18 protein-coding genes are annotated in these 26,973 nt (G+C 66.3%); 9 read left to right on the top strand and 9 right to left on the bottom strand.

All coding sequences use genetic code 11. From position 1 onward, the window contains the following. Positions 1–360 precede the first annotated feature (360 nt). The gene (locus ACE191_RS01500; protein WP_400190406.1) at positions 361–5,274 is read left to right on the top strand and encodes a LamG-like jellyroll fold domain-containing protein; all 4,914 of its coding nucleotides are present in this window, start codon (positions 361–363) and stop codon (positions 5,272–5,274) included. 92 nt (positions 5,275–5,366) lie between these two features. On the opposite strand, the gene dinB is transcribed toward ACE191_RS01500, so the two are convergent. The 4 genes from dinB to ACE191_RS01480 all read right to left on the bottom strand — a co-directional run bounded on the left by dinB (position 5,367) and on the right by ACE191_RS01480 (position 8,719). Then, a complete protein-coding gene (gene dinB / locus ACE191_RS01495) occupies positions 5,367–6,446 on the bottom strand; it encodes a DNA polymerase IV (RefSeq protein WP_400190405.1) in 1,080 nt (359 codons plus the stop codon). Between the two features lie 179 nt (positions 6,447–6,625). Further along, complete coding sequence (locus ACE191_RS01490; RefSeq protein ID WP_400190404.1) at positions 6,626–7,252, bottom strand: hypothetical protein; 627 nt, start codon at positions 7,250–7,252, stop codon at positions 6,626–6,628. Between the two features lie 8 nt (positions 7,253–7,260). After that, positions 7,261–7,752 (bottom strand): RNA polymerase sigma factor, encoded by a 492-nt coding sequence (locus ACE191_RS01485; protein WP_400190403.1) that lies wholly within the window; start codon positions 7,750–7,752, stop codon positions 7,261–7,263. Positions 7,753–7,897: 145 nt separating this feature from the next. Beyond that, entirely contained in the window at positions 7,898–8,719 is an 822-nt protein-coding gene (locus ACE191_RS01480) for a hypothetical protein (protein WP_400190402.1), read from the bottom strand. 97 nt (positions 8,720–8,816) lie between these two features. Here ACE191_RS01480 and ACE191_RS01475 point away from each other — a divergent pair, with 97 nt between their 5' ends. Both ACE191_RS01475 and ACE191_RS01470 read left to right on the top strand, forming a co-directional pair. Then, complete coding sequence (locus tag ACE191_RS01475) at positions 8,817–9,788, top strand: helix-turn-helix transcriptional regulator (protein WP_400190401.1); 972 nt, start codon at positions 8,817–8,819, stop codon at positions 9,786–9,788. 62 nt (positions 9,789–9,850) lie between these two features. Then, positions 9,851–10,369, top strand: a complete 519-nt coding sequence (locus tag ACE191_RS01470; RefSeq protein ID WP_400190400.1) for a DinB family protein — start codon at positions 9,851–9,853, stop codon at positions 10,367–10,369. Positions 10,370–10,415: 46 nt separating this feature from the next. On the opposite strand, the gene ACE191_RS01465 is transcribed toward ACE191_RS01470, so the two are convergent. Both ACE191_RS01465 and ACE191_RS01460 read right to left on the bottom strand, forming a co-directional pair. Continuing rightward, on the bottom strand, positions 10,416–10,781 hold the full coding sequence (locus ACE191_RS01465) for a hypothetical protein (RefSeq protein ID WP_400190399.1): 366 nt from the start codon (positions 10,779–10,781) through the stop codon (positions 10,416–10,418). Positions 10,782–11,199: 418 nt separating this feature from the next. Beyond that, the gene (locus ACE191_RS01460) at positions 11,200–11,595 is read right to left on the bottom strand and encodes a hypothetical protein (RefSeq protein WP_400190398.1); all 396 of its coding nucleotides are present in this window, start codon (positions 11,593–11,595) and stop codon (positions 11,200–11,202) included. A gap of 338 nt (positions 11,596–11,933) precedes the next feature. Between ACE191_RS01460 and ACE191_RS01455 the strand changes: the two genes are divergently transcribed. From ACE191_RS01455 to ACE191_RS01440, 4 genes are all read left to right on the top strand, one after another. Beyond that, positions 11,934–14,981 carry a nidogen-like domain-containing protein gene (locus ACE191_RS01455; protein WP_400190397.1) on the top strand — a complete coding sequence of 1,016 codons (3,048 nt, stop codon included), beginning with the start codon at positions 11,934–11,936 and terminating at the stop codon, positions 14,979–14,981. A gap of 67 nt (positions 14,982–15,048) precedes the next feature. Beyond that, positions 15,049–15,270, top strand: a complete 222-nt coding sequence (locus tag ACE191_RS01450) for a PID-CTERM protein-sorting domain-containing protein (RefSeq protein WP_400190396.1) — start codon at positions 15,049–15,051, stop codon at positions 15,268–15,270. 176 nt (positions 15,271–15,446) lie between these two features. After that, positions 15,447–16,454 (top strand): zinc dependent phospholipase C family protein, encoded by a 1,008-nt coding sequence (locus ACE191_RS01445; RefSeq protein WP_400190395.1) that lies wholly within the window; start codon positions 15,447–15,449, stop codon positions 16,452–16,454. Positions 16,455–16,659: 205 nt separating this feature from the next. Further along, entirely contained in the window at positions 16,660–19,194 is a 2,535-nt protein-coding gene (locus ACE191_RS01440) for a TonB-dependent receptor domain-containing protein (RefSeq protein WP_400190394.1), read from the top strand. Positions 19,195–19,289: 95 nt separating this feature from the next. On the opposite strand, the gene asnA is transcribed toward ACE191_RS01440, so the two are convergent. Together asnA and ACE191_RS01430 are read right to left on the bottom strand one after the other, a co-directional pair. Further along, positions 19,290–20,315 carry an aspartate--ammonia ligase gene (gene asnA, locus ACE191_RS01435; protein WP_400190393.1) on the bottom strand — a complete coding sequence of 342 codons (1,026 nt, stop codon included), beginning with the start codon at positions 20,313–20,315 and terminating at the stop codon, positions 19,290–19,292. Positions 20,316–20,706: 391 nt separating this feature from the next. Beyond that, positions 20,707–21,441 carry a PD-(D/E)XK nuclease-like domain-containing protein gene (locus tag ACE191_RS01430; protein WP_400190392.1) on the bottom strand — a complete coding sequence of 245 codons (735 nt, stop codon included), beginning with the start codon at positions 21,439–21,441 and terminating at the stop codon, positions 20,707–20,709. A 151-nt stretch (positions 21,442–21,592) separates the two neighbouring features. On the opposite strand from ACE191_RS01430, the gene ACE191_RS01425 reads away from it, so the two are divergent. Both ACE191_RS01425 and ACE191_RS01420 read left to right on the top strand, forming a co-directional pair. Beyond that, positions 21,593–22,141, top strand: a complete 549-nt coding sequence (locus ACE191_RS01425; RefSeq protein WP_400190391.1) for a hypothetical protein — start codon at positions 21,593–21,595, stop codon at positions 22,139–22,141. Positions 22,142–22,333: 192 nt separating this feature from the next. Beyond that, positions 22,334–23,614, top strand: a complete 1,281-nt coding sequence (locus ACE191_RS01420; RefSeq protein ID WP_400190390.1) for a hemolysin family protein — start codon at positions 22,334–22,336, stop codon at positions 23,612–23,614. Positions 23,615–23,682: 68 nt separating this feature from the next. Here ACE191_RS01420 and ACE191_RS01415 read toward each other — a convergent pair whose 3' ends face one another. After that, complete coding sequence (locus ACE191_RS01415; protein ID WP_400190389.1) at positions 23,683–26,838, bottom strand: efflux RND transporter permease subunit; 3,156 nt, start codon at positions 26,836–26,838, stop codon at positions 23,683–23,685. Positions 26,839–26,973 lie beyond the last annotated feature (135 nt).

The raw sequence follows: 26,973 nt of genomic DNA, 5'->3' as shown, positions 1-26,973 counted from the left end.
GCGCCGGCCGATTTGACGCCGAACGCCGGGTTGTCGGCAACGACTGAACGGCGCAGCGCACTTTCCGCGCTACTCTGGGGTAGTCTCCTGCTTTGGCCCGCCCGAAGCGGCCAGGGCCGGGAATAGCCAAACATCGGCTGGCGGCCACAGCCCCGGATAACAGGCGTTGTGCGCCGGCGCGGCGCCCATTTCTTGCTCTGGCTCAGGACGGTGCAGGAGAGCTACGCCTGGTTCAGCAAATATCCTTGTCGGGTTACCGCACCGCTTATGCTGCCGGCTGCCGCCCGCGGTGGCCGGCGCCGCTTTGCTATTCTCTTAGCCTGCCCTTTCCCCGCGCTTCCATCAACCCCCGATTGCCATATGAAAACAACTACCCTTTTGATGAAGCACAGTCTGGCCCTGGGGGCCGCGCTGGCGCTGCACCTGCTGCCGCCCCCGCGGGCCGAGGCCCAGACCCTGGCCTTTCCCGGGGCCGGCGGCTTCGGCCGCTTTGCCACCGGGGCGCGCGGCGTGGCCAGTCCGCAGGTGTACGTGGTGCGCAACCTCAACGACAGCGGCCCCGGCTCGTTCCGCGACGCGGTGAGCCAGCCCGGCCGGGTGGTGGTGTTTGCCGTGGGCGGCGTCATCAACCTGCAAAGCAACGTGCAGGTGGCACCCAACGTGACCGTGGCCGGCCAGACGGCCCCCGGCGACGGTATCGTGCTCTTCAACAAGCGCGTCACGTTTACGGGCGCCAGCAACACCATCTGCCGCTACCTGCGCCTGCGCCTGGGCGCCACCGGCAACTCGGGCAACGACGCCTCGGGCCTGGCCAACGGCGCCAACATCATCCTCGACCACATGTCGTTTTCCTGGGGCATGGACGAGGTGTTCAGCATCAACTGGGACGGCAAGGGCACCGCGCCCGACAACATTACGGTGCAGAACTCCATCATCGGGCAGGGCCTGCACCGGGCCAACCACTCGGCGGGCGGGTTGATTCAGACGCCCGACGGCGGCAAGGTGAGTTTGGTGGGCAACCTCTACCTCAGCAACAAAACCCGCAACCCCAAAGTCAAGGGCGTCAACGAGTTCGTCAACAACGTGGTTTACAACTGGGGCAACGGCAACCGCCTGGGCGAGCAGCTGAACTACGGCTGGTCGGGTGACGCCTACATCATGGGTGGCTCGTCGGGCGTGTCGGAGGTGAATGTCATCAACAACTACTTCGTGGGCGGCCCGCTCACGCCGCCGAGCAAGACCACGCCCTTCTCGCGCGGCACCGGCACGTTCAACATTTACGGCGCCGGCAACTACTTCGACAACAACCGCAACGGCGTGCTCGACGGCGCGCTGGTGCCCTTCGACACGGTGGGCTACCCCGGCATTTCGGGCGCGGCGTTTCAGGCCCAGGCCTTTGCCTACCCCCACGCGGCCCCAGCCCTGAGCGCCGCGCAGGCCTACCAGCGCGTCATCGACAGTGTGGGAGCCAACTACCCGCGCCGCGACCAGGTCGACGAGCTGATGGTGGAGGAAGTTCGCTCGCGCGGCACCCGCGGCCACTACGTGTACACCGAGGCCGACCTGCCCCTCGGTAACGGCGGTTTGGGCGAGGTCTTCAACGCCCCGGCTCCGGCCGATGCCGACGCCGACGGCCTGCCCGACGCCTGGGAAGACGCTCACGGCCTGAACAAGCACAACCCGGCCGATGCCGTGGCCTACAGCCGCGCGCAGCCCGCCTACCTCAACATCGAGGCGTACGTGAACGCGCTGGTGAAAACGCCCGCGCCGGCCTTCGTGAAGCCGCCCTCGGGACTGGTGCTGAACGCCACTTCCGCTGAGCTGCCGGCCCCCGCCAGCCAGGTGGTACTGAGCTGGATCGACAACTCCGCCGCCGAAACCCACTTCGTGCTGGAGCGCTCGGCCGACGGCGTGACCTTCGCCGACATTGCCCACCCCGCCGCCGGCGCCACCAGCTACACCGACGCCGGCCTGCTGCCCAACAAAACCTACTACTACCGCCTCCAGGCCGTGGCCAGCGGGGCCGAGTCGTCGTTTAGCCCGGCCGCGGCAGTGAAAACCCCGGCCCTGCCCTCGGCCCCGGCCGGTGCCAGCAGCCCCTCGCCCGCCGACGGCTTTCAGTACGCCGACCTGAGCAACGGCGCCCTCACGCTGCGCTGGAGCGGCAGCGCCAACACCACGACCTACAGCGTGTACGCCGGCCCCAGCCCCGCAAGCCTGAGCAAGCGGGCCGACCTGCCCGCCAGCGCCGCGCCCACCTACCAGCTCAGCGGCCTGGCCGACAACACCACCTACTACTGGCGCATCGACGCCCACAACGACAAGGGCACGGCCGACGGCCCGCTGTGGTCGTTCCGCACGGCCAGCACCCTGCCGCCGCAGTTGGTGGGCCACTGGGGCTTCGACGAAACCGCGGCCGACGGCACCCAGATTACCGACCAGTCGGCCTACGCCAACCACGGCGTGTTGGGCCTCGACGATGATAACCAGAGCATTCGGGTGGCGGGCCGCGTGAACAACGCCCTGGACTTTGCCACCGCCGACCCCGCGATGTACGTGGTGAGCATTCCCCACCAGGACCAGCTCTACCTCGACCGCAGCTCGTTTGCGCTGGCTTTCTGGATGAAGGCCGACCCGGCCACGCTGCCGCAGACCAACAACCAGAGCGCCTACCTGCTCTGCAAGGGCTCCATCACCCGCAACGCCGCTACCGGTGCCACCGGCAAGCGCTTCGACATCGAGTTCAAGAACCGTCAGCTGCGCTTTGCCATCGACGACGACGCGAACAAGGATGAGCTGCAGGCCGACGGCACGCTGTTTTACACCGGCAGCTGGGTGCACGTGGTGGCCATGCGCGACGTGCCCGGCAAGAAGCTGCTGCTGTACCTAAACGGCACGCTGGTGAAGGAAATTACCACCAAAGCCAACGGCATCGGCGAAAACAGCGCCCTGATTGTGGGCAACATCGGCGAGCTGGAATTCCTGACCTCGGCCAACGCCCCGGCCCCCTACACCGGCGCCCTCGACGAGCTTAAGGTGTTTAACCACCTGCTCACGCCCCAGCAGATTGTGGAGCTGCGCCATTCCGGCCCGCTGCCCATGCAGGCCTACGCGCCCTCGGTGCCCAACGGCACGCTGCTGGAGGGCTACGGCGCGGTGAACCTGAGCTGGCAGGGCGGCTACCAGACCGAGGGCTACAAGCTCTACGCCGGCCCGAGCAGCAGCCAGCTGGCCTTCGTGGCCGACGTGCCGCTGCAAAGCCCGGCCTACTCGTTTCCGAATCTGCCCGCCAACGCCGCCTGGTTTTGGCGCGTCGACGCGGTGAGCAGCCTGGGCACCACACCCGGCGAAGTGTGGACGCTGCAAACCGGCAATCCGCGGGGGCTGGTGGCGCACTACCAGCTAAATGAAATCTCGGGCACCCAGGCCACCGACCGCAGCAACTACCGCCACCCGGCCACGCTCACGGGCCTGGCCACCAGCAGCTGGTCGGCCACCGACGGCCGCTTCGGGGGCAGCCTGCTGTTTGGCACGCCCGCCAGCACCGGCGCGGTGGTGGCCGCCGATGCGCCCCAGCTGCGCTTCGACCAGAACGCCTTTACCCTGTCGCTGTGGGTGAACATTCCGGCCAACACCTATACCTCGTCGGGCAGCAAGGATACCTACCTGCTGCACAAGGGCAGCTTCGAGGCCGGCACCGGCAAGTGGTACGGTCTGCAGCTGCGCGACGGGGCCCTGACCTTTTCCATCGACGACGGCTCGATTAAAACCGACGTGGCCGTGCGCGTGAACACCGCGCCCTACAACATCTTCGGTGGGCAGTGGCAGCACCTGGTGGCCGTGCGCGACGTGGATGCCAAGCAGCTGCGCCTGTACCTGAACGGCGCGCTGGTTTCCACCAAAGCCTACACCACCGGCAGCATCGGCAAGGCCGCCGCGCTGACCATTGGCAACTCGGCCGAGAACAAGCCCTACCGCGACCGGCTGGACGACGTGCGTCTGTACAACTACGCTTTGTCGGCCGCCGAAATCGGCGCCTTGCACGCCGGCTCGCCGCTGGTAGCCCAGGCCGCCAACCCCAGCCCGGCCCAGGGCACCGCCAATGTGGGTTACGGCCCGGTGCAATTGGGCTGGACTGGCGACGCGCAGACCTACAACGTGCTGCTGGGCCCCGACGCGGCCAGCCTGGTGCCCGTGGCCCAGGGCCTGACCGCGCCCGCCTTCCGGACCACCGACCTCACCGAGCTGCGTTCCTACTTCTGGCGCGTCGATGCCGTGCGCGACGGCGAAACCGCCGTGGGGGAAGTCTGGTCGTTTGCCGTGGTCGACACCGTGCGCCCGGTGGTGCGCACCCGCAACCTGACCCTCACGCTGGCAGGCGGCACCGCCACCCTCAGTCCCGCCGACGTGGACGCGGGCAGCACCGACGCCTACGGCCTGGCCTCGCGCACGCTGAGCCGCAGCAGCTTCGACTGCGCCGACCTGGGCCCGCAGGAAGTGGTGCTGACCGTAACCGACCCCAGCGGCAACCAGGCCTCGGCCCGGGCTACGGTAACGGTGGTGGGCGCCGTGCCGGCCCCGGCTATTGCCCTCAGCCGCCCCGACCAAACCCCCACCGGCGCCGATGCGGCAACGCTGTTCCTGGGCTACGGGGCGCAGTCGCTCACGCTGACGGCCACCAACCCGGGCGCCGATGGACCCAGCACCTTCCGCTGGAACTCCGCCCCCGGCCTGAGTGCCGCTGCCGGCGCGCAGGCAACGTTTACGCCCACCGCTGCGGGCCGCTACCTCCTCGAAGTAACGGCTACCAACCGCTTCGGGTGCGCGGCTACCACTTCGGTTACCATCACGGTGGTTGACGTGCGCAGCGGCCCCCACGGCGACAAGGTGACGCTCTGCCACCAAGGCCACGCGCTGAGTGTTGCGCGCAACGCCGTGCCGGCGCACCTGGCCCACGGCTGCACCCTGGGCGCCTGCGAGCAAGCCAGCCGCAGCGCCTCGGCCAGCGTAGCCGCCGAAAACGCCGCGACGGAAAGCCAGGCTTCGTTCCGCATCTACCCCACCGCCGTAGCCGACGGCCAGCTGCGCTACCAGGCTGCCACCCAGGAAGGCGGGCAGCTAGAGCTGCACACGCTGGCGGGTAAACCCCTGGGACGCTACGTGGTAGCGGGCGGCGCGGGCGTCGTGTCGGTAGCGCACCTGCGGCCGGGCACCTATCTGGCGCACTTCACCACTGCCCAAGGCCGCCTGGTTACCCGCTTCGTGATACCGTAAGCCGAAACCGGGCTCAATACCCCAACCGGGCTTCCGCAACTGGCGGGAGCCCGGTTTTTTTTGCGGTGGTTTTGACCGGGTTGCTTACTCGCTCAGAAAGGAAATGCCAGCTGCCGGCCCGCGGCTTCCTCGCCCGAGTCGAGGCTGGACAGGGCCACGCCCAGCAGGCGCACGCCCTTGGGCACGGGCAGCAGGCTGGTCAGCAGCTCGTGGCTGACGCGGGCAAGCAGCTCCCTGCTGGGCACCAGGCCCAGGAGCGTGCGGCTGCGGGTGAGCTGCTGAAAGTCGGCGTACTTCACCTTAACCGTCACGGTGCGGCCCAGCACGCCGGTGCGCTGGCAATGGTCCCACACGTCGTCGAGGCAGGGCTGCAGGCCGGCCAGCAGCTCTTCCTCCGTGCTCAGGTCGCGCTCGAAGGTGGTTTCCGAGCCCACCGACTTGCGCACCCGGTCGGCCTCCACGGGGCGGTGGTCGATGGCGCGGGCAATGGCGTGGTAGTAGCCACCGGCCTTGCCGAAGTGCTGGCGCAGCCAGGCCTCGGACTGCTCGCGCAGGTCGGCGCCGGTGAAGATGCCCAGCTCGTTCATTTTCGCGGCTGTTACCGGGCCAATGCCGTGAAAGTCGCCCACCCGCAGCCCGGCCACGAAGGCCGGGCCCTCGTGGGGCTGAATCACGAACAGGCCGTTGGGCTTGCGGTAATCGGAGGCCAGCTTGGCCAGGAACTTGTTGTACGACACGCCCGCCGAGGCCGTGAGCTGGGTTTGAGCCAGGATTTTCGCCCGGATTTCGCGGGCAATGCGCGTGGCCGAGCTGATTTGCGGCAGGTTGTGGGTCACGTCGAGGTAGGCCTCGTCGAGCGACACGGGCTCAATCAGCGGGGTGTACTCGGCAAAGATGGCCCGCACCTGCCGCGACACGTCCTTGTACACCTCGAAGCGGGGCTTGACGAACACCAGCTCGGGGCACTTGCGCAGGGCCGTAACCGAGGGCATGGCCGAGCGCACCCCGAACTGCCGGGCCTCGTAGCTGGCCGCGGCCACCACGCCCCGCTCCCGCGCGCCGCCTACCGCCACGGGCCGGCCGCGCAGTTCGGGATGGTCGCGCTGCTCTACCGAGGCGTAGAACGCGTCCATGTCGAGGTGTATGATTTTTCGTTGTGCTGCCTGCTCCACGCCGCGCCATTCGTTGGGCCTGCGAAGATAGTTTAGGCTTTAGGTATTAGGGCTTAGGTATCAGGTCGTGGAGCCGGTGCGCTGCCCTGCCCAGACGCCTGTCCGCTTACCCCGAACCACCAGCAGCGAACAACCAACAACCAGTAGCAAGCCACGAAAAACCAATACCGAAAAACGCTCTACGCCTCGTCGGCCAGCTCGCGCAGCACGGTTTCCAGGCGAATCAGGTGCCGGCCGTAGGAATGGTGCAGGTGCCAGCGCAGCAGGAAATGCGTAAGTACCACGCTCACCAGCGCCGTGCCGCCCAGCCACAGCCAGAATCGGCCGCTGGCCAGGGCGGGCCCGATCGCCTGCACGTGGCCGGCCACGCCCCAGAGCGTGAGGCCGATTACCACCAAGCCCAGCAGCAGGTTCAGGCGGTAGTAGGTATTCACCAGTCGGCGCAGCTCTCCCAGGGTGCGGGCGGCCTGCCCGCGCAGTGCGGCGTTCGGGTCGCTTGGGCCGGCCAGGGCGCGCAGCAGGCGCAGCTTGCGGAAGTAGTAGTAGCCCGAGGCGCCGGCAACGAGCAGCACGGCGGCCGTGAGCCAGGGCGAGGGCAGCCAGCCGAAGGCCAGCGCCGCCCCGGTAATGGGGCCGCCGATGAGCAGCCCCCCCAGCAGATCGGTCCAGGCATTGCGGCGCATCTGGGCTACGGGGCTGTGGTCGGGGCCGGCAAGCAGGGTTTGCAGCTCGGCGGCCGCGGTGGGGGCCGAAGAAACCGCGGTGGCTTGCTGCTGCCAGCGGCGGCTGAGGTCGTCGAAGTTCATGGCGCAATTCAGGTTAGGAGTTGACGGAGCTTGTGTTGGGCGCGGTGCATTTTCACCCGCACGTTGCCGATGCTGATGCCCAGGATGTCGGCTATTTCCTCGTCGGGGCGCTCTTCCAGGCGCAGCAGCACCAGGGCCTTTTCCACGTCGGAAAGGCGGGCAATGGCGGCGTAGAGCTGGCCGAGGTCGTCGGCGTCGGGCCCGGCGGGCGGCGGGGCGGGCACGTCCAGCGTGGCAGCCGACAGGCGGGCGGCAGGCGGGCGGCGGGTGTGGCGGCGCAGCGACGAAATGGCCACGTTCAGCGCCACGCGGTAAAGCCAGGTGCTGAGTTGGGCGCGGGCCTCGTAGCGCGGCCAGGCCTGCCAGAGCTGCAGCACGATTTCCTGGTAAAGGTCCTGCTGCTCGTCGGGCCCGGGGGCGTAGAGCCGGCACAGGCGCCGCAGCAAAGGATGGTACTGCGTGAGCGTTTCCAGGAAGTCGGGGGCGGCAACGAGCGGCATCGGCGGGAAGGTTTGGGCTATTAGTCGCCGCTGCGGCTTCAAGATTACAGGCTCCCGCAAAAAAAACCGGCCGGGCCGGAGCAGCAACTCCGGCCCGGCCTGCGGTTCCGTATCGGCGGCGGTAGCGGCTACTCGCCCGCGCAGGCTAGCCCCCGGGCTGAGCCCACTTGATGCGGGTGTAGGCAATGCGGAAGCCGTGCTTCTCGGCGTTGCGCTGCGACTGACTGCCCGGCCAGGCACCCATCATGGCCAGGGTAGCGCCCTGCCCGGCGGCGTAGCGCAGCCGCGCGGCCAGCAGGGCCTGCTGGCCGCCCCGGCGCCGGGCCGCGGGCACGGTGCTGGCCCCGGCCAGCAGGGCCGTGCCGTCGTGCACGAACAGCCCGCCGGCGGCAATGGCCTCCCCTTCCAGCTCGGCCAGAAACGGGCTCGTTCCCGCGCTCTGGGCGCTGATGCGGCCGAAGCCGAACACGAAGTCGGACAGCTCGGCCGACTCGGAGCTCCAGCCCGCGGCGCTGGTGCGCGCCCACAGCTCGGCTTCGTGGGGCTCAATCCGGCGGGTGCGCAGGGCCGGGTCGGCGGCGGGGGCGGCGGGTAAATCGGCCTCGCTCAGGGGCAGGTATAGCACGCTGGTGTACTCGATGGGCTGGTAGCCGCGGGCGGGCAGCAAAGCCAGCAGCTCGGGGTCGGCCAGGGGGCTGACCTCGTGCAGCACGGGCGCCTGCCGCGCGGCGAAGAAGGCTTCGATTTCCTCCAGTTCGGCCTTGCCCACCGGCCCGAACAAGCCCAGCCCGAACGTCTGCGTCAGCGGGGAGTCGGGGCCGTCGAACAGGGCGTAGGCGCCGGCAACTTCCGTCCAGGTCGCCCCGCTTTCGGGGTGCAAACGCGCCCGCGCTTCCACGAATCGGGCGTTGCTGGTGGCCTCGGTGCGTTCGAGGCGGCGGGCCAGTTCCAGGTCGACGTAGATCATAACGAAGCAAAGGTTGGAGCCGCCAAATGTAGAAAAACCAGGATATTCGCCCGGCCGGCGACTTTCCGCTCCGGCCCACCTGCTGCCCCACCCTGCCATGAACCGCTTCGACCGCATTACCGCGCTGCTGGTGCAGTTGCAGGCCAAGCGCGTGGTGCGCGGCCCCGAGCTGGCCGCCCGCTACGGGGTGAGTTTGCGCACCATCTACCGCGACCTGCGCACCCTCGAAGAAGCGGGCGTGCCCCTCTGCGGCGAGGCGGGCGTGGGCTACTCGCTGGCCGAGGGCTACCGCCTGCCGCCGGTGATGTTTACCCGCGACGAAGCCACGGCCTTGTTAATGGCCGAGCAGTTGGTGGCCCAGCTCACCGACCCGCACACGGCCCAGCTCAGCCGCGGGGCCATGGACAAGCTGCGGGCCGTGCTGCGCCGCGCCGACCGCGACTACGTGGAAGAGCTGGCTCCCCGCATTGCCGTACTGCCGCCCCGGCACCGCCGCGCCCCGGCCCAGCCCCCGGCTTCCAACACCCACCAGCTGCTGCTCGCCGCCATTGCCCGCCGGCAGGTGGTGGCCCTGGACTACCGCGCCGGCTACGCGGGCACGGCCAGCCAGCGCGACGTGGAGCCCATCGGCGTGTACTTCGGCCAGTACTGGCACCTGGTGGCGTATTGCCGCCTGCGCCGGGAGTTCCGCGACTTTCGCCTCGACCGCATTGCCGCCCTGCACCTGCGCGACGAGGAGTTTGCCCCCCGCCCCGATACCCTGCATACGTACTGGCAGGAGCAGGCCCGGCGGCGCCAGACCCACGCCGTGGTGGTGCGCTTTGCCCCGGCCGCGCTGCCGCACGTGCACGAAAACAAGCACCATTTCGGCTGGACCCACGAGCAGGCGGCCCCCGACGGATACGCCGAAATGACGTTCCTCACCGCCAACCTCGAGTACTTTGCCCGCTGGCTGCTGTTGTTCGCGGGGCTGGTACGCGTGGCCTCGCCGCCCGCGCTGCAGGAGCGGGTGGGCGAGCTGGCCCGCGAGGCCCAGCGTTTTTTTTGCGAGCAGGCACCGGGCTGCTGACATAGGGCTGTCACTACCCCCCGCGAGTTTTGGGCTATCATTCACCCTAAACCCCGCTGGTCATGGAAACCACGCTTGCCCGCCCCCTTGCCCAAACCCTGCTGCCCGAGCTGGCCCACGAAGTAAGCCTCACCCGCCGCATGCTCGAGCGCGTGCCCGAAACCCGGTTTGGCTGGCAGCCCCACGCCAAGTCGATGCCGCTGGGGCTGCTGGCGGCCCACACCGCCGATTTGATCGGGGGCATTGCCCACACCATGCAGTCCACTGAAATCGACCTGGCGGCCGGGAACAGCCTGCGGCCCACGGCGCCCGAGTCGACGGCCGAACTGCTGCGCCGCCTCGAAGCCAACGGCGAGGCCGCCGCCGACGCCCTGGCCCGGGCCGAGGCCGAGGACTTCGCCCAGACGTGGACGCTGCGCGCCGGCGAGCAAGTGTTTATGCGGCAAACCCGGGCCGAAGTGGTGCGCCACCTCATCAGCCACACGGTGCACCACCGGGCCCAGCTTGCGGTGTACCTGCGCCTGCTCGACGTGCCCGTGCCCAGCATCTACGGCCCCTCCGCCGACGAAGCCGCCCACTAGCTCCTAGCCATAGACCTCAAAGGAGTGTAGCAGGCGTCATACGCCGTTACAGCACATCCAAGTCGGTCATGGAGAAGCGGTAGAGTCCATCGAGTGTTTGATTGGTGTGAAAGGCGCATTGTAGGGTCAGGTCGCTTTCCTGCCCATCAAACCAAAGACGGACATCCACGAAGAGTATATGCTTGATGTCCGCATGCCTTATCACATCGATGCGGTAGGCTGTAGGGTCAGGGGCTACGGTTACCTCGCCACCGTATTCCCTTACTGCCTGCTTGATGTATCCGGAAGGTATTCTTACATACCCGGATGGCATGTCTTGGCCAAAATCAAGCTTTTCCAGCAAGCAGTAATTCCGGGCGGCCAAACAATCAACAATAAAAGATGCGGTGGCTCTGATTCTATTCTTTTTCATTCGAGTAAAAAACTGCATCCCGAAAACGTACCATTTGACTTCGCCACGGAACGGCAGAGAGGCTTCGGCTGCGCTCAGCAGGATGTTTTATCCAGCCAGTCTCCAGCCCAGCCCGTTGCCTACCCAGGAATACCCGAATAAAGCTTTGTTATTGCCCGGGCAGGTCCGTTGCAAGACATAGTATCGTCTGGGGCAAGACATACCGTTGTCTTACCTCAGACGATACTATGTCTTGTGGGTGGCGTACCGATGTAGAGCCCGTGACATCGGTACGCCACCCACAAGACATAGTATCGTCTGAGGTAAGACAACGGTATGTCTGGCCCCAGACGATACTATGTCTTGTGGGTGGCGTACCGATGTAGAGCCCGTGACATCGGTACGCCACCCACAAGGGCCGGTAGTCGGCGCGGCCGGCTCAGGCCTCGCGCCGGGAGTGCCGCTCCGGGAGGGCCAGGCGCTGCACGGTGTCTTTCTCGAAGTCGAACTCGATGAGCACGGCCGGCTCCGCGCCCACTACCCAGCCGTCGTGGCCGGGTTCGATGGCCACGGCCTGGGGGGCGCGGAACTCCTCTACGTCGCCGTTGGCGTACTGAATGTGAAATTCGCCCTGGGCCAGGAAGCCCACGTGCGCGTGCTGGCACAGCTCGGTGCCCACCACCGGCCGCAGGTGCTGCGACCAGCGGAAGCCGGGCGGGTACACCACCCGCTTGACGCGGGCCTCGCCCGTGCGGACGACATCGACCTGCACGCCGCCGATTTCGCGGCGCTCGGCGCCGGGTATGGGGCCTAATAGGGTAGCTGCTTGGTTCATGGTGCTGGGGTTGGGGGAAGATGAGGGGAACCCCGGCCGGGTCTCTCAGCTCGCGGCCGGGCTGGCTAAAGATAGCCGGCTTTGGCACTTGCCCAGACCTTTGGTCAGCGGGGCCGGCCCCGGCGGCCAGGCCCCGGGCAGGCTGGCCGGGAAGCCGCCCGCGCGCGGGGACCAGCCCGGTTAGGAGCCGCCTCAAACTTCATCACATAATGATGTGAACAGTAAGTGGTAGCCTGGCGGCGGCCGATATATTTGCCCTTACCGCGCCCGGGCTTTCGGCCCTTGGTTTGGCGGCGGTGCCCTCCCCCGTGCCATCCTTCACACCTAATCTCCCGCCCATGGGTACTATTTACCGCTTATGGCTGCTGTCGGCGCTGGCGCTGGTAGCCGTCGTTGCCCCGCCGGTTCAGGCCCAAACCCAGGCGCCCATCCGGCCGCGCACCATCAACCCGGCCGACACCGACCCGCAGTACGCGGCCCGCAAGCGGCGGCTGATTCGGGCCACGCCGCCGCAGCGCCCGGTGCAGCGCGCCCCGCAGCGTGGTGAGCAGCCCACCGGCGGCCGCTCGGCCCTGGCCCTGCCCGCCTGCTGGGTGCCGCTCGACACCACCGCCGGCAGCGGCTGGACCCAGCTGGCGCGCATCGACGACTCGTCGGAGGGTCCCATTCCCCTGGGCTTCGACTTCTCGCTCTACGGCACGGTGTACAACGAGGTATTCGTGAACACCAACGGCAACATCACCTTCGGCTCGGGCTTCACCAACTTCACCGCCTCGGGCTTTCCCATTGCCGTGCCCATGATTGCCCCCTTCTGGTCCGACGTGGATGCCGAACTCACTGACCCGCTCGTCGTCAACAGCGGCAACGTGTGGTACAAGGTATTCCCCGACCGGCTGGTGGTGACCTGGTACCGCGTGGGTTACTTCCAGCGGCGGGTCGATAAGAAAAACACCTTCCAGCTGGTCATCCGCGCCAACACCGCCCCCGGCTTCACCGGCGACGACGTGTTCTTCAACTACGGCGACATGCAGTGGACCACCGGCGAGGCCGACAACGGCGTGGGCGGTTTCGGCGGCGTGGAAGCTACCGTGGGCGTGAACCGCGGCACCAACGACGACTACATCCAGGTCGGCCGCTTCAACCTCGACGATGCTTCGCACCCCAACAACGTAACGGCCAGCGGCGTGCACTGGCTCGACAACCAGTGCCTCTCGTTCCGCGTGGGCCCCACCGGCAACGTGCCCCCGGCCGTGGCCCAGCTGCCCACCAGCATCAGCCTGCGGCCGGGCGAGACGATGACCGTGACGCCCCAGTTCTCGGGCCCCGAAGTCGACCAGACCGTGGTAGCTTCGGTGAACACCGGCGGGCTGTGCAACACCAACGTCGTGAATACCGGCGGCGCCAATCCCACCATCAGTTTGACCATCAGTGGGGCGGCCTGCAACGTGGGCACCCACACCGTCACCTTCACCGCTACCGACAACGGCACCCCGGTGGGCACGCAGACCTTCTCGATGACGGTGAACGTGCTGGCCGAGCGGCAGTGGACCGGCGCGGTAAGCACGGCCTACGAGAACCCGGCCAACTGGAGCGGCAACGCGGTGCCCACCGCCACCGAAGACGTGGTGATTCCGGCCGGCGTGCCGCGCATGCCGGTGCTGAGCACGGCTGCCACCGTGGCCAACCTCTCGATTGCGGCCGGCGCCAACCTTACCATTGCCGGCGCGGGGGCCTACACCCTCACCGGCGACCTGACCAACAACGGCCTGCTGCTGGGTTCGGGCCTGCTGCTGACCGCCGGCCCCGCCCCGCAAACCTTCGCCGGCAGCGGCGAGGTGAGCGTGTACTCGGCTACCATCGGCGCGGCCGGCGTGGTGCTCAACCAGCCCCTATTCCTCGACCGCCTGCTCACGCTCAATGGCAACCTGGCTTCCAACGGCAACCTCACGCTGCACTCCCGCTTCGACGGCTCGGAATCGGCCATGGTGGTGAACAACGGCGCCGCGGTGGTAAGCGGCCCGGCTACGGTGGAGCGCTCCATCGGCCCCGGCAGCGGCTACCGCCACCTGGCGGCCCCGGTCAGCAACACCACCTTCGCCGACCTGGCCACGGCCAGCTTTGCGCCCGTGGTGAACCCGGGCTACAACACCCAGGGCAATACCGTGACGCCCTTCCCCAACATCTTCGGCTACGACCAGACCCGGGCCACCAATGCGCCCGGCACCGCGGGCTTCGACGCGGGCTGGGTGTCGCCCGCCAGCCTGGCCGCGGCCCTGCGCCCCGGCGCGGGCTACACCGTGAACTTGACCGGCCGGCAGGTGCTCGATTTCGTGGGTACGCTGGGCAACGGCGACCTGACCATGAGCAACCTGGGCCACAACGGTAGCTTCCTTTGGGGCGGCTGGCACCTGCTGGGCAACCCCTACCCCGCGCCCATCGACTGGAACCAGCTCACCCGCTCGGGCCTGCACAATGCCCTGTACGTGTTCAAGCCCAGCGGCCAGTACTCGGGCTCCTACGCCGGCTACGTGAACGGGGTCAGCGTCAACGGGGGCAGCAACGTCATTCCCCTGGGCCAGGCCTTTTTCGTGCGCACCGCCGACTCGCTGACCACCGGCAGTCTGACCTTCCGCAACGCCGCCCGCCTGACCAGCTACCAGAACCCGACCATGAACCGCACCGCGGCCGATCTGCGCCCGCGCCTGCAGCTGGAGCTGCGCCGCGCCGACGGCGCCGCCGACCAGGCCGCCGTGTACTTTGAGGCCGGCGCCACCCCGGGCTTCGACCCGGCCTTCGACGCCTTCCGCCTCGGCAACGGCAACCCCGTGCAGCTGGGCTTGCCGGCCGGCGCGCAGGAGTTGGCCATCAGCGGCCTGCCCGCCCTGGCCGCCGCGCCGGTAACCGTGCCGCTGCGCGTGCGCGTGGCCCAGGCGGGCAGCTACACCCTGCGCGCCACCGAGCTGCTGAATTTGCCCGCCGGCTGGTCGGCCACCCTGCGCGACGCCCTCACCGGCCGCACCACCAACCTGCAGCAGACGCCCGAGTACGCCTGCACCCTGAGCCCGAGCCAGGCCACCGGCCGCTTTACCCTGGAGCTGACGCCGGCCCGGGTGCTGGCCAACGCCCCGGCCCAGCTGGCTGCCCAGGTTGCCCTGTTCCCCAACCCGGCCCGCAACCAGGTCTGGCTCAGCCTGCCCGCTACCAAACAGGTCGTGGCGGTAACCGTGCTGAACGCGCTGGGTCAGCCGGTAATGCAGGAAACCCTACCCGCCGGTCGCGGGGCCGAGGCCGCCGCGCTGCGCCTGCCCAAGCTGGCCAAGGGCGTGTACAGCGTCCGCCTCGCTTTGCCCGAAGGCATGGTTACCAAGCGGCTGGTCATCGAATAGCGTCTTTTTCTTTCCCCAACCGGGCCGCCGACGCAAAAGGCGGGCGGCCCGGGTACTTGTCTTTCTTATGGCTTTCTTCCTGAAAACGCTGCGCTTTGGTCTGTCCCTCGCGGCGGTATGCTTTATCGGCTTCTACGCTCCGCCTGCCCGGGCCCAGGGCAACCCCGGATCGGGCGGCCCGCAGCCCGGCCAGCCCACGGCCGTGCCCATCGACGGCGGCGCCTCGCTGCTGCTGGCGGCCGGCGCCACCTACGGCCTCAAGAAGCTGCGCGACGCCCGCCGCCGCTAGCTTGCCCAACTCTTTGCTGCCCCGCAACGGCCCGGCTGGTAACGGCTGGGCCGTTGTGTGAGCGGCCGGTAAACCGGCTGGGCAAGGCTCCACGGGCTTTTCCCCGACGGGCTTTGGCCGCAACGGCAAAAGCCCGGACCTTTGCAGCCTTGCTTTCACTTCATTTCCCTTCAGCCATGCTGAAACTTTCTCGCCGCGGCCTGCTGGCGGCGGCCCTGCTGCTCATCACTCCCTCGCTGCTGATGGCCTGGGGCACCTGGGGCCACCAGCGCATCAACCGCGCCGCCGTGCTGGCGCTGCCGGCCCCCATGCGCACCTTCTTCTACAACCACATCGACTTCATGGTGCAGGAGTCGGTAGTGCCCGACCTGCGCAAGTACACCCTCAACGACAAGGCCGAGGGCCCGCGCCACTTCCTCGATATGGAGCACTACGGCACCCGCAACGTGGCCGAGCTGCCACAGACGCCCGCCGAGGCCTACGCCAAGTACGATGCCGCGATGCTCGACAAGAGCGGCCGCCTGCCCTGGTACATCCAGGAAATGCTGGGCAAACTCACCCAGGCCATGAAAAACGGCCGTAAGGACGACATCCTGTTCATTGCCGCCGACCTGGGCCACTACCTCGGCGACGCCCACCAGCCCCTGCACACCTCGGCCAACCACGACGGGCAGCTCACCGGGCAGAAGGGCATTCACGCCTTCTACGAGGCCCAGCTGCCCGAGCAGTTCGGCCAGAACTATAACTTCAAGCTGGCCGAGCCGCGCCTGATTCAGGACCCCGCCGCGGAAACCTGGCGCATCATTGCCCAGAGCCACGCGGCCGCCGACACTTTGCTGGCCATCGAGAAAAAGCTGGCTGACGCGACTCCGCCGGCCAACATCTACGTGGTGGAGGCCGACGGGCAGGTCAAGAAAAACGTGTTCCGCAACCCGGTACATACTCCAGCCTACGCCGCCGCCTACCACCAGGCCCTCAACCACATGATCGAGCGGCAGCTGCGCGGGGCGGCCCAGGCTTCGGCCAACTTCTGGTACACGGCCTGGGTAAACGCCGGCAAGCCCGACCTGACCAAGCTCGACTCGGAGTACACCACCCGCAGCAACGCCAAAAACCTGAAGGCCGAACTCAAAGCCCTGCAGAAAGGCCGGCTCATCGACTTTTCCTCGTTCAGGGAGTTCTAGGTTGCTGAGACTCCGCTCCGGAAAAGAGCCCGTCGAACCGCTGGTTTGACGGGCTCTTCTGCTGCTAAACCACTGGCTCAGAAGAGCATTTACGGGTGACACAAAAATTATTACGAATAAATTCGTAGACAGGTGCAACGGCGGCTTGGCGGCGGCTGTCCCTTGGCGGTCAATTACCTCAAGCGTCACCTTTATCGTCGGCCCCATGAAGCCCGCCCCTACCCTGCTGCGCCGCCCCGGCTGCCTTCTGTTATTAGCTACTGCCCTGGCGGCGCGGCCCGCGCTGGCCCAGCAGTCGACGGCCCCGGCGGCGACAGTGAAGGGCAGCGGACGGCTGAGCGGCACCATCACCAACGCCAAGACCGGGCAGCCGGTGGAGTTTGCCAACGTGGGCTTGCTCGACGCGGCGGGCAAAATCGTCAACGGCGGGGCCTGCGACGATAAGGGGCAGTTTACGCTGGGCAACATCGGGGCCGGCAGCTACAAGCTGAGCGTGAGCTTCGTGGGCTTCCAGACCCGGGTGGTGGAGCCGGTGGTGTTTGCCGGCCCCGACGCCACGGTGAACCTGGGCGCGGTGGCCCTCACGCCCACGGCCCAGCAGCTGGGCGAAGTGAAGGTGGTGGGCGAGCGGGAGCTGGTGGAAAGCAAGGTCGACCGCCTGGTGTACAACGCCGACAAGGACCTGACCAACGCCGGCGGCTCGGCCGCCGACGTGCTGCAGAAAGTGCCGCTGCTGAGCGTGGACCTCGACGGCAACCTGCAGATGCGCGGCTCGGGCAACATCCGGGTGCTGGTGAACGGCAAGCCCTCGACGCTGCTGGCCAGCAACCTGGCCGAAGCCCTCAAGCAGATTCCGGCCGACCAGATCAAGAGCGTGGAGGTGATTACCTCGCCCTCGGCCAAGTACGACGCCGAGGGCACGGCCGGGGTGGTGAACATCATCCTGAAGAAAAACAACCTGGAAGGCTTCAACGGCTCCACCAACGCGGGCATCAGCAACCGCAACGCCTTCGTGAGCGGGTCGTTCAACCAGCGCCGCGACAAGCTGGGGCTGAACTTCAACCTGGGCACCAACCCCTTCTACAACCTGGCCCGCACCGTCAGCCGCCGCAGCGAGTTTCTCTCCGATACCACCCAGAGCCAGCTGCTGCAGCAGGGTCGCTTCACCAACCTGGGCATCGGCTTTTTTGCCCAGGCCGGTCTCGATTACGACCTCACGCCCAAGGATGCGCTGACGCTGGGCGTGCAGGGCAACGTGCGGGGCTTCAGCAACGACCGCACCCAGGCCACGTCCTACGACATCTTCGGCCAAAGCGCGGGCAGTTCGCGCCTGCTGCTGCGCGACGCCTTCGACCGCGACATTCTGACCAAAGACCGCAACCAGAACTTGGACGTGAACTTCGGCTACACCCGCACCCTGGGCAAGCCCAAGCAGGAGCTGAGCGTGCTGGCCCTCTACAGCGGCTTTCAGGGCAACAGCAACTACCGCCTCGACCAGCAGCGCGCCGAGCGGCTGGACTACCGCGAAGCCAGCTTCAACGACAACCATAACCGCGAGATTACGCTGCAGACCGACTACGTGCACCCCATCGACAGCACCCGCACGCTGGAAGCCGGCCTGAAAAGCATTCTGCGCTACGTCGACAGCGACTACCGCATCAGCGCCGACAGCCTCGACGGGCGCGGGCTGGTGACCGTGCCCGAGCGCTCCAACCGCTTCGGCTACGACCAGTACGTGTACGCCGGCTACGCCTCCTACGGCTTTCAAGTGGGCAAGAAGCTGAGCTTTAAGACCGGCGCGCGCCTGGAGCACACCCGCATCAACGGCAACTTCATCAGTACCGGCAGCAGCCTCGAAACCGACTACACCAACCTGGTGCCCAACCTGCAGGCCGCCTGGGACGTGACGCCCGACCACAAGCTCAAGCTCAGCTACACCCGGCGGGTGCAGCGGCCGGGCATCTTTTTCCTGAATCCCTACATCAACACCAGCGACCGGCGCAACATTTCCTCGGGCAACCCCGGCCTCGACCCCGAGCTGACCGACTCCTACGAACTGGGCTACAACACCTTCATCAAGAAAAGCTCGGTGACGGTATCGGCCTACTGGCGGCAAACCAACAACGCCATCGAGAGCCTGGCGCGGCTGGTGCCCGGCAACCAGCTGCTGCCCACCGACGACACCACGCGGGTGCTCTACACCACCTACCTAAACCTGGCCCGCAACGCCGTCTACGGCCTGAGTGCCTTCGGCTCGACCAAGCTCACGCCCAAGTGGAGCCTGAACGGCAACGTGAACTTCTACTACCGCTCGGTGCGCAGCGCGGCGCTGGACCTGGCCAACGGCGGCGGCATGTTCAACATGAACCTGAACTCGTCGTGGCAGTTCGAGAAGGGTTGGAGCGCGCAGTTTTTCGGCTTCTTCAACTCGCGCCGGGTGGAACTGCAGGGCCGCTCGTCGGGCTACCGCATCTACAGCCTGGGCGTGAAAAAAGACCTCATGGACAAGAAAGCCAGCCTCACGTTGATGGCCGTGAATCCCTTCAACGGGCAGCTGGCCTTCCGCAACGAGCTGGAAACCGAGCGGTTTGCCTACACCAACAACTCGTTCTTCTACAACCGCCAGCTGCGCCTGACCTTCAACTACCGCTTCGGCAAGCTCGACAACGGCCCGGCCCGCCCCAAAAAGAGCATCCGCAACGACGACCAGAAGCAGGGCGACGGCGGCGGCAACGGCTAAGCAACGCCCAACCCGGCTACTGCCCAGGCACAACAGCCCGACCCCGCCACGCAGCGGAGCCGGGCTGTTGCCCATTCTGGTAGCTGATGAAGCTTTTAAAGAAGCTCCACGCCCGCCGCGGCCAGCTCCTGGCGCACGGCCTCGGGCCAGATGCTCACCTGCACTTCGCCGATGTGGGCTTTGCGCAGCATGAACATGCACAGGCGCGACTGGCCGATGCCCCCGCCCACGCTCTGCGGCAGCTGATCGGTGAGCAGCAGCTGATGGAAGGCCAGCTGCGCCCGCTCGGGGCAGCCGCGCAGCGCCAGCTGCCGCCGCAGCGCCGCCTGGTCGACCCGAATGCCCATGGACGACACTTCGAAGGCCGCTTGCAGCACCGGGTGCCAGAGCACGATGTCGCCGTTGAGGCCGTAGCGGCCGGGCGCGGTTTCGCTGCTCCAGTCGTCGTAGTCGGGGGCGCGGCCGTCGTGGATTTCGCCGTGGCTCAGCGCCCCGCCAATACCGATGATAAACACCGCCCCGTACTCGCGGGCCGCCGCCGTTTCGCGCTCCTTCACCGTGAGCGAGGGGTAGCGCTGCAGCAGTTCCTCGGCGTGAATAAAAGTGATTTGCTCGGGCAGCACCGGCACGATGTCGGCGTACTCTTCGGCCACGCGCAGCTCGGTGGTGCGCAGCGCCTCGTAGATTTTTTCCACCGTCTGCTGCAGAAACGCCGGAGTGCGCTGCTCGGGCCCGATGTGCTGCTCCCAGTCCCACTGGTCGACGTAGATGGAATGAATGGGCGAATAGTCTTCGTCGGGGCGCAGGGCGCGCATATCCGTCAAAATGCCGCGGCCGGCCGGAATGCCCAGTTCGGCCAGGCGCAGGCGCTTCCACTTGGCCAGTGAATGCACCACCACGGCGCGGCGCTCGGCCAGGGCCTTGATGGGAAAGGCCACCGGCCGCTCGGTACCGTTCAGGTCGTCGTTGATGCCGGTGCCGTCGAGCACGGCAATGGGGGCCGACACCCGGGTCAGGTGCAGCTGCCGGGCCAGCTCGCGGGCAAAGGTGTCTTTCACGAAGCCCAGGGCTTCTTCGGTTTGTAGCAGCGCAGTGGTGCTCGGGGCAGGGGCCGTTTCCATGATTTGAGGGGTTGGAAGTGAAAAAGATGGTGCTGACTAGTGCGTTTCAGAAATTGTGGGCAAGGCTTCGCCCGGCCGAAAAAACGCGGTGTTTTTTCGGCAATTGCAGTGCGGGAAATGGCCTCTTAGGGGCGAAAAAAAAGCCTTCCGAAAAACGGAAGGCTTGGCAAATCAATTAATGATTTTGAGTCTGTCAATCAGACCAATAGCCTTCCAGCGTCGGAATAGATTATTCCGATTTTGATTATTAAGGCTGTTGGCGAAACGCAGCATTTGCGACGGATTTTGGCGTTGGTAACGCAACATAATCACCTCGAAATCGGCATCAAACAAAATTCCGAAAAATATTTATTCGGTGTCGCCGCAGCGGCGCCCCGAAATCGTTTGCGGTTTATTCGTTTGCGGCCGGCTCGTCTTCCTGCTCGGGCGGGGTGTGCCCCAGTTCCAGTACTACTTCGCGCACCGTCGGGCTGAGATACTCCGGTATCTTTTTGGGGTCGAGCAGGTGCAGCAGGCGCAGGTACTTGGCCCGCCCTTCTTCCAGCATTGCCGGCGGCACCTCAAACACGAACAGGTGGTAGGGCTCGACCTTCTGCACGCCCACCAGCAGAAACCGCTCGGCCCGCAGCGCGTCGGTGTAGAAGGCGGCCTGCCGGTCGTAGTCGTAGCCCGAGCACTGGCTCACGAAGTGGTGGTAGTCGCGGGCCACGGTGGTCTTGAAGTCGATGATGGTGTAAGGCTGGCCGGGCACGTCCACCACCAGGTCGGCGCGCAGCTTGCACATGGTGCCGGTGGTGGGCTCGGTAAACACGCAGCTGGGCTCGGCCACGCCCTGCTCGATCATGCCCCGCAAATCGTCGCGGATGCGCACGCCCTCCACCAGCCACCATACCAGCGTGTCGTTCACGGCCGGGTAGCTGGGCACGTACTGCTCGGGCTCGAGCAGGGCGGTGTGAAACGCGGTGCCGAAGCTCATGGCCGACGAGCCGCCGGTTTCGCGCCGCGGTCGGCCGTTGAGGGCGTCGCGCAGCTTCGAGAGGTCGGAGTTGGCAATGGCGGGCAGGGCGCGGTAGTCGTCGTAGGACAGGCGCAGCAGGTCGGGGCGGCGGAACGGGGCTGTAGACATAAGGCAACTGCAATGTACTGCTCCAAACCCCGGCAGGTTGTGCCCCGGCGGCGCAATCCCGGGTCGGCGCGCCCGCGCAGCTTAGTCTTCGGCGCCCCGGCAGGTACCGCCGTAGGGCGGGCCGCGGTTCGGGCCGTACTTTTGGGGCCGTATGATTCACCTGATAGGCCTGGCCGGCAAGCGCGGCAGCGGCAAAAACACCGTCGCCGAACTCATTCAGCAGTTGCAACCCGAGCGGCACTGGCAGGTGCGCGCCTACGGCGACGCCATCAAGGCCGTGGCCGCGGCGCTGGCCGCCGAGCCAGCCGCCCCATACTACTCGCAGACGGGCAAAACCGAACTGCTGTCCCACTTCGGGCTGACCCGGGGCGAAATGTTGCAGCAGGTGGGCGCCGCGCTGCGCGCCTGGAAGCCCGAGGTCTGGATTCAGGCCCTGCTGGCCAGCCTGGTGCCGGGCCAGCCCACCATCGTGGCCGATCTGCGCTTCCCCGACGAGGCCCAGGTGCTGCTGGAGCGCGGCGGCATTGTGCTGCGCGTGGAAGGCGACCCGCTGCGGCAGCGCGGTGACGGCACCCGCGACGACGCCCACCCCAGCGAAACCGCCCTCGACGACTATCCGCACTACGCGGCCGTGCTGCGCAACACCGGTTCACTCGCCGAATTGCAGGCGCAGGTAGCGCAGGTGCTGGCGCGCTGGTAAACCCGGCCGGTAACGCAACGCGCCCGGTCATCAGCCGCGTCGCCCGCAGGCGGCTTGAGGCTCCAGGCAGCTCCGCATGTTCGAGGTGAACATCACCGCCCCAGTGGCGCCGGGGTTGGCGAGGGGGTTGGATGCGGGGCTGAACCCCATACTTTGTTTTTTCCGCGGCCCCTATCCCCACCGAATTTTCCCATGGAGTTATTGATTATCCTGTTGCTGGTTCTGCTCAACGGCGTGTTTTCCATGTCGGAAATCGCGCTGATTTCCTCGCGCAAGTCCAAGCTGGAAACCCAGGCCCAACAGGGCAGCCGCACTGCCCAGGCCGCGCTGCAGCTGGCTCAGGAGCCCACCCGCTTCCTTTCCACCGTGCAGATCGGCATTACCCTGATCAGCATCCTGACCGGCGTGTTCAGCGGCGCGGGCCTGACCGCCCAGCTGCAGGCGTTCATTGCCCGCGTGCCCGGACTGGCCCAATTTGCCGACAGCATTGCCGTGGTGCTGATGGTCGTTTTCATTACCTACCTCTCGGTGGTGCTGGGCGAGCTGCTGCCCAAGCGCATTGGCCTGACCAACCCCGAGGCCATCATCAAGTTCATGGCCGCCCCCATGGCCCTGCTCTCGCGCCTGACGTCGCCCTTCATCTGGCTGCTGACCGTCTCGAGTGATGCCCTCATCCAGCTGCTGGGCATCAAAAACCAGGACAGCCCGGTGACGGAGGAGGAAATCAAGGCCATGGTGCGGGAGGGCGCCTCGGAAGGAACCATCCAGGAAATCGAGCACGACATTGTTAAGAACGTTTTCAGCCTGGGCGACCGGCGCGTGGGCTCGCTCATGACCAGCCGCCAGGACATTGTGTGGCTGGACCTCGACGACGACCTGGCCGCGCTCAAGCGCACCGTGCTCACGCGCAAGCAGTCGGCCTATCCCCTCTGCCGGGGCAGCCTCGACCAGGTGCAGGGCATGGTGTACCTAAAAGACCTGATCGACGACCACATTGACCAGCAGCTCGAACGCCTGGAAGCGCTGCAGCGCGAGCCGCTGTTTCTGCCCGCCTCCAGCAAGGCCTACCACGCCCTGGAGCTGTTCCGGCAGCGGCGCGTGCACCAGGGCATTGTGGTCGACGAGTTCGGCGGCGTGGTGGGCCTGGTCTCGATTGACGACATCCTCGACGCGCTGGTGGGCGACGTCTCCCCCGATTCCGACGAGTACCCGGCCATCGTGGAGCGCGGCGACGGCTCGTTCCTGATTGACGCGCAGTTGCCCTTTGCCGAGTTTGCCGAACGCTTCCACATTCCCGCGGAACAGCGCCGCGGCCTGGGCGGCTTCCACAGCCTGGGGGGCTTTGCCCTGCACATCCTGAGCGTGCTGCCGCGCGCCGGGGAGCATTTTACCTGGGAAGGGCACTACTTCGAAATCGTGGACGTGGACCGCAGTCACATCGATAAAATTCTGTTCCGCCCCAAAGCCAGCTAACGGCGGCTTTCCGGCCCTAGGCAACCCGGCGGCGCGGGCTCGCAGTCCGGCCTGGGCCGGAGCGGCGGCTACGCCCTGGCATAGGCCGGCTCCGGTCGGGCGGCGGGCACGGGTGCCCCGCCTTTGCCGTGCCCGCGGTAGGCCCGCTCAAAAATCAGCGGGAAGATGAACAGCGTGAGCAGGGTGCCGGTGATGAGCCCCCCGATGACCACGATGGCCAGGGGTTTGGAGGTTTCGGAGCCGATGCCGGTGCTGAGGGCAGCCGGCAGCAGCCCGATGGTAGCCATCATGGCCGTCATCACGACCGGGCGCACCCGGGTGCGGACGCCGTCGAGGAGGCTGTCATCCAGGCTCATGCGGCGCTGCATGTTCTGCTTGAAGACCGAGATAAGAATCACGCCGTTCTGAATGCAGATGCCGAACAGGGCGATAAAGCCGATGCCGGCCGAAATGGAGAAGTTGGTGTGGGTGATGAGCAGCGCCGCAATGCCGCCCACGATGGCGAACGGCACGTTGAGCAGCACCAGACCGGCATCCTTCAGGTTGCCGAAGAGAATGAACAGGATGAAGAAAATCAGCCCGAGCGACACCGGCACCACCTGGGCAAGGCGCTGGGTGGCGCGCCGCTGGTTTTCGAAGTCGCCGGTCCACTTCAGGGAGTAGCCGGCGGGCAGCTTTACCGCCTGGTTTACCTGCTGCTGGGCTTCCTCGATGGTCGAGCCCATGTCGCGGCCACGGATGCTGAACTTGACGGCTGCAAACCGCTTGCTGTCGTCGCGGTAGATGAGTGAGGGGCCGGTTACGGGGTAGATGCGCGCAATTTCCGCCATGGGAAGCATGCCGCCCGCCTGGGTGGGCACCATGAGGCGACTGATGTCGGCGGGCGTCTGGCGGTAGGGCTTTTCGTAGCGCACGCGCACCGGAAATTTCCGCTCGCCCTCGTAGAGCTGGGTGGCCTGCTTGCCGCCCACGGCCATTTCCAGCACGGCGTTGGCGTCGGCCTTGCTCACGCCGTGGCTGGCCATCAGCCGCTCGTCGAGTTCTACGTGCAGCTCGGGCTGGCCGATGTTGCGCAGCAAACCCAGGTCGTCGATGCCGGGAATGGTTTTCAGCACGGCGTAGACCTCACCCGCCTTGCTTTCCATCAGGGGTAGGTCGGTGCCGTAAATCTTCACCGCAATGGAGCCTTTCACGCCCGAGGCGGCTTCCTCCACGTTGTCCATGATGGGCTGCGAGAAGTTGAAGTTCACGCCGGGAAAGCGCGCCAGCTCCCGCTTCATGTCGGCAATGAGCTGCTCGCGGTAGGCGGCGTGCTTCATCCGGTTCTGCACTTCCTTGGTGTGCTTGATCTGCACCAGGAACTCGTTGTTGTAGAAGCCCGTCGGATCGGTGCCGTCGTTGGGGCGGCCGGTCTGGCTCACCACGTCCGACACTTCGGGGTAGGCCAGAAACACCCGCCGCATCTCGTTGCTGAGCTTGTTCGACTCGTCGAGCCCGATGCTCAGCGGCAGCTGGGCCCGCACGTAAATCGAGCCCTCGTTCAGCTCGGGCAGAAACTCCGAGCCCAGCAGCCGGAAGGCGCCCAGGCCGCCAACGACCACCACCGTTGCCACCAGCAGGCTCAGCGTCTTGTGGCCGTAGGTCAGGCGGAAAAACCGCTGGGCACCGCGGTTGACGGCGCGCACGAAGAAGTTTTCCTTTTCCACCACGTTGCGGCGCAGCAGGATGCTGGTGAGCACCGGCACCAGCGTGAGGGTGAAAATCAGGGCGCCGAGCAAGGCAAAGCCCAGCGTCCAGGCCAGGGGCGAAAACATCTTGCCCTCCACCTTCTCGAAAGCGAAAATGGGCAGCAGCGCGGTGATGATGATGGCCTTGGAAAAGAAAATGGCCTTGCCCATGTCGCGGCCGGTGCGCTTGATCAGTCCCAGCTTGGCCAGGCGGTTGAAGCGGGGCATGCCCACCTTGTGGGCTTTGTGGTCGAGGGCCACGAACAGCCCTTCCACCATCACCACGGCCCCGTCGATGATGATGCCGAAGTCGATGGCGCCCATGCTCAGCAGGTTGGCCGACATGCCCTTCAGGCGCAGGCAGATAAAGGCAAACAGCAGCGCCAGCGGAATAATGACCGACACGATAACGGTGGTGCGCCAGTCGGCCATGAACAGGAACACGATGACGGTGACGAATACCATGCCTTCGAGCAGGTTGTGAATCACCGTGTCGGTGGAGAAGTCGATGAGCTGCTGCCGGTCGTAGAACGTTTTGATGTGCACACCCCGGGGCAGCACCTGCTCGTTGAGCTCCTGCACTTTCTGCTGCAGGCGGGCAATAACTACCGAGGGGTTTTCGCCCTTGCGCATCACCACGATGCCCTCCACCTTGTCGTCGTCCAGCCCGCGGCCCACCTTGCCCAGCCGCGACAGGGCCGACTCCTGCACCTGGGCCACGCTGCTGACCAGAATCGGCACGCCGTTCACGTTCTTGATGACCGTGCGGCGGATGTCGTCGATGCTGTTGAGCAGGCCCAGGCCGCGCACCACGAAGTTTTGCTGGCCCTGGTTAATCACGTCGCCGCCCACGTTGATGTTGGAGTGCTGCACGGCCTCGTACACGTCGAGCGGCGTGAGGCCGTAGCTCTGGAGCTTGGCCGGGTCCACGCTGATTTCGTAGCTCTTGACCTCGCCGCCGAAGGAGTTCACGTCGGCCACGCCGGGCACGGCCTTGAGGTTGCGCTCCACCACCCAGTCCTGAATAGTTTTCAGCTCGCGCACCGACTGGCCCTTGCCCTCCAGCGTGTAGCGGTAGATTTCGCCGGTGGGGCCGTAAGGTGGCTGTACTTCCGGGTCGATGCCGTCGGGCAAATCCACGCCGGCCAGCAGGTTGTTGACCTGCTGCCGGGCGTAGAAGTCCTCCACGCCGTCGTCGAAAATCACCTTAACCACCGACAGCCCGAACAAGGACGTGGAGCGCACGTCCGTTTTCTGCTGCACCGGGTTCAGCCCGATTTCAATCGGGGCCGTCACGAACTTCTCAATCTCCTCGGCCGAGCGGCCGGGCCACTGGGTGATGATGGTAATTTCCGTGTTGGTGACGTCGGGAAACGCCTCGATGGGCGTGTTGCGGTAGCTTATTATCCCGGCCACAACGGTCAGCGCGGTCAGCAGGAAAACGAAGCCCCGGTTGTGCAGGGAAAACCCGATAATGCCTTGGATGAACTTGTTCATGTCTGGGAGTTGATAGAAGCCCGGAGTTAGAATGGAGTGGCCCGGAGCGGTGTGGGCAAAGCCGGGAAGCAACAGGGTTCAACTGCCCTTCCAGCTTTTTGCCCCTGGCTGCCAACTCCTTGCTAGCAGGTGCTT

The organism is Hymenobacter sp. B81 (genome assembly GCF_044628455.1).
Classification (GTDB): domain Bacteria; phylum Bacteroidota; class Bacteroidia; order Cytophagales; family Hymenobacteraceae; genus Solirubrum.
Note: the sequence above shows the minus strand (reverse complement) of the source record. Positions and strands in the feature narration are given on the sequence as shown.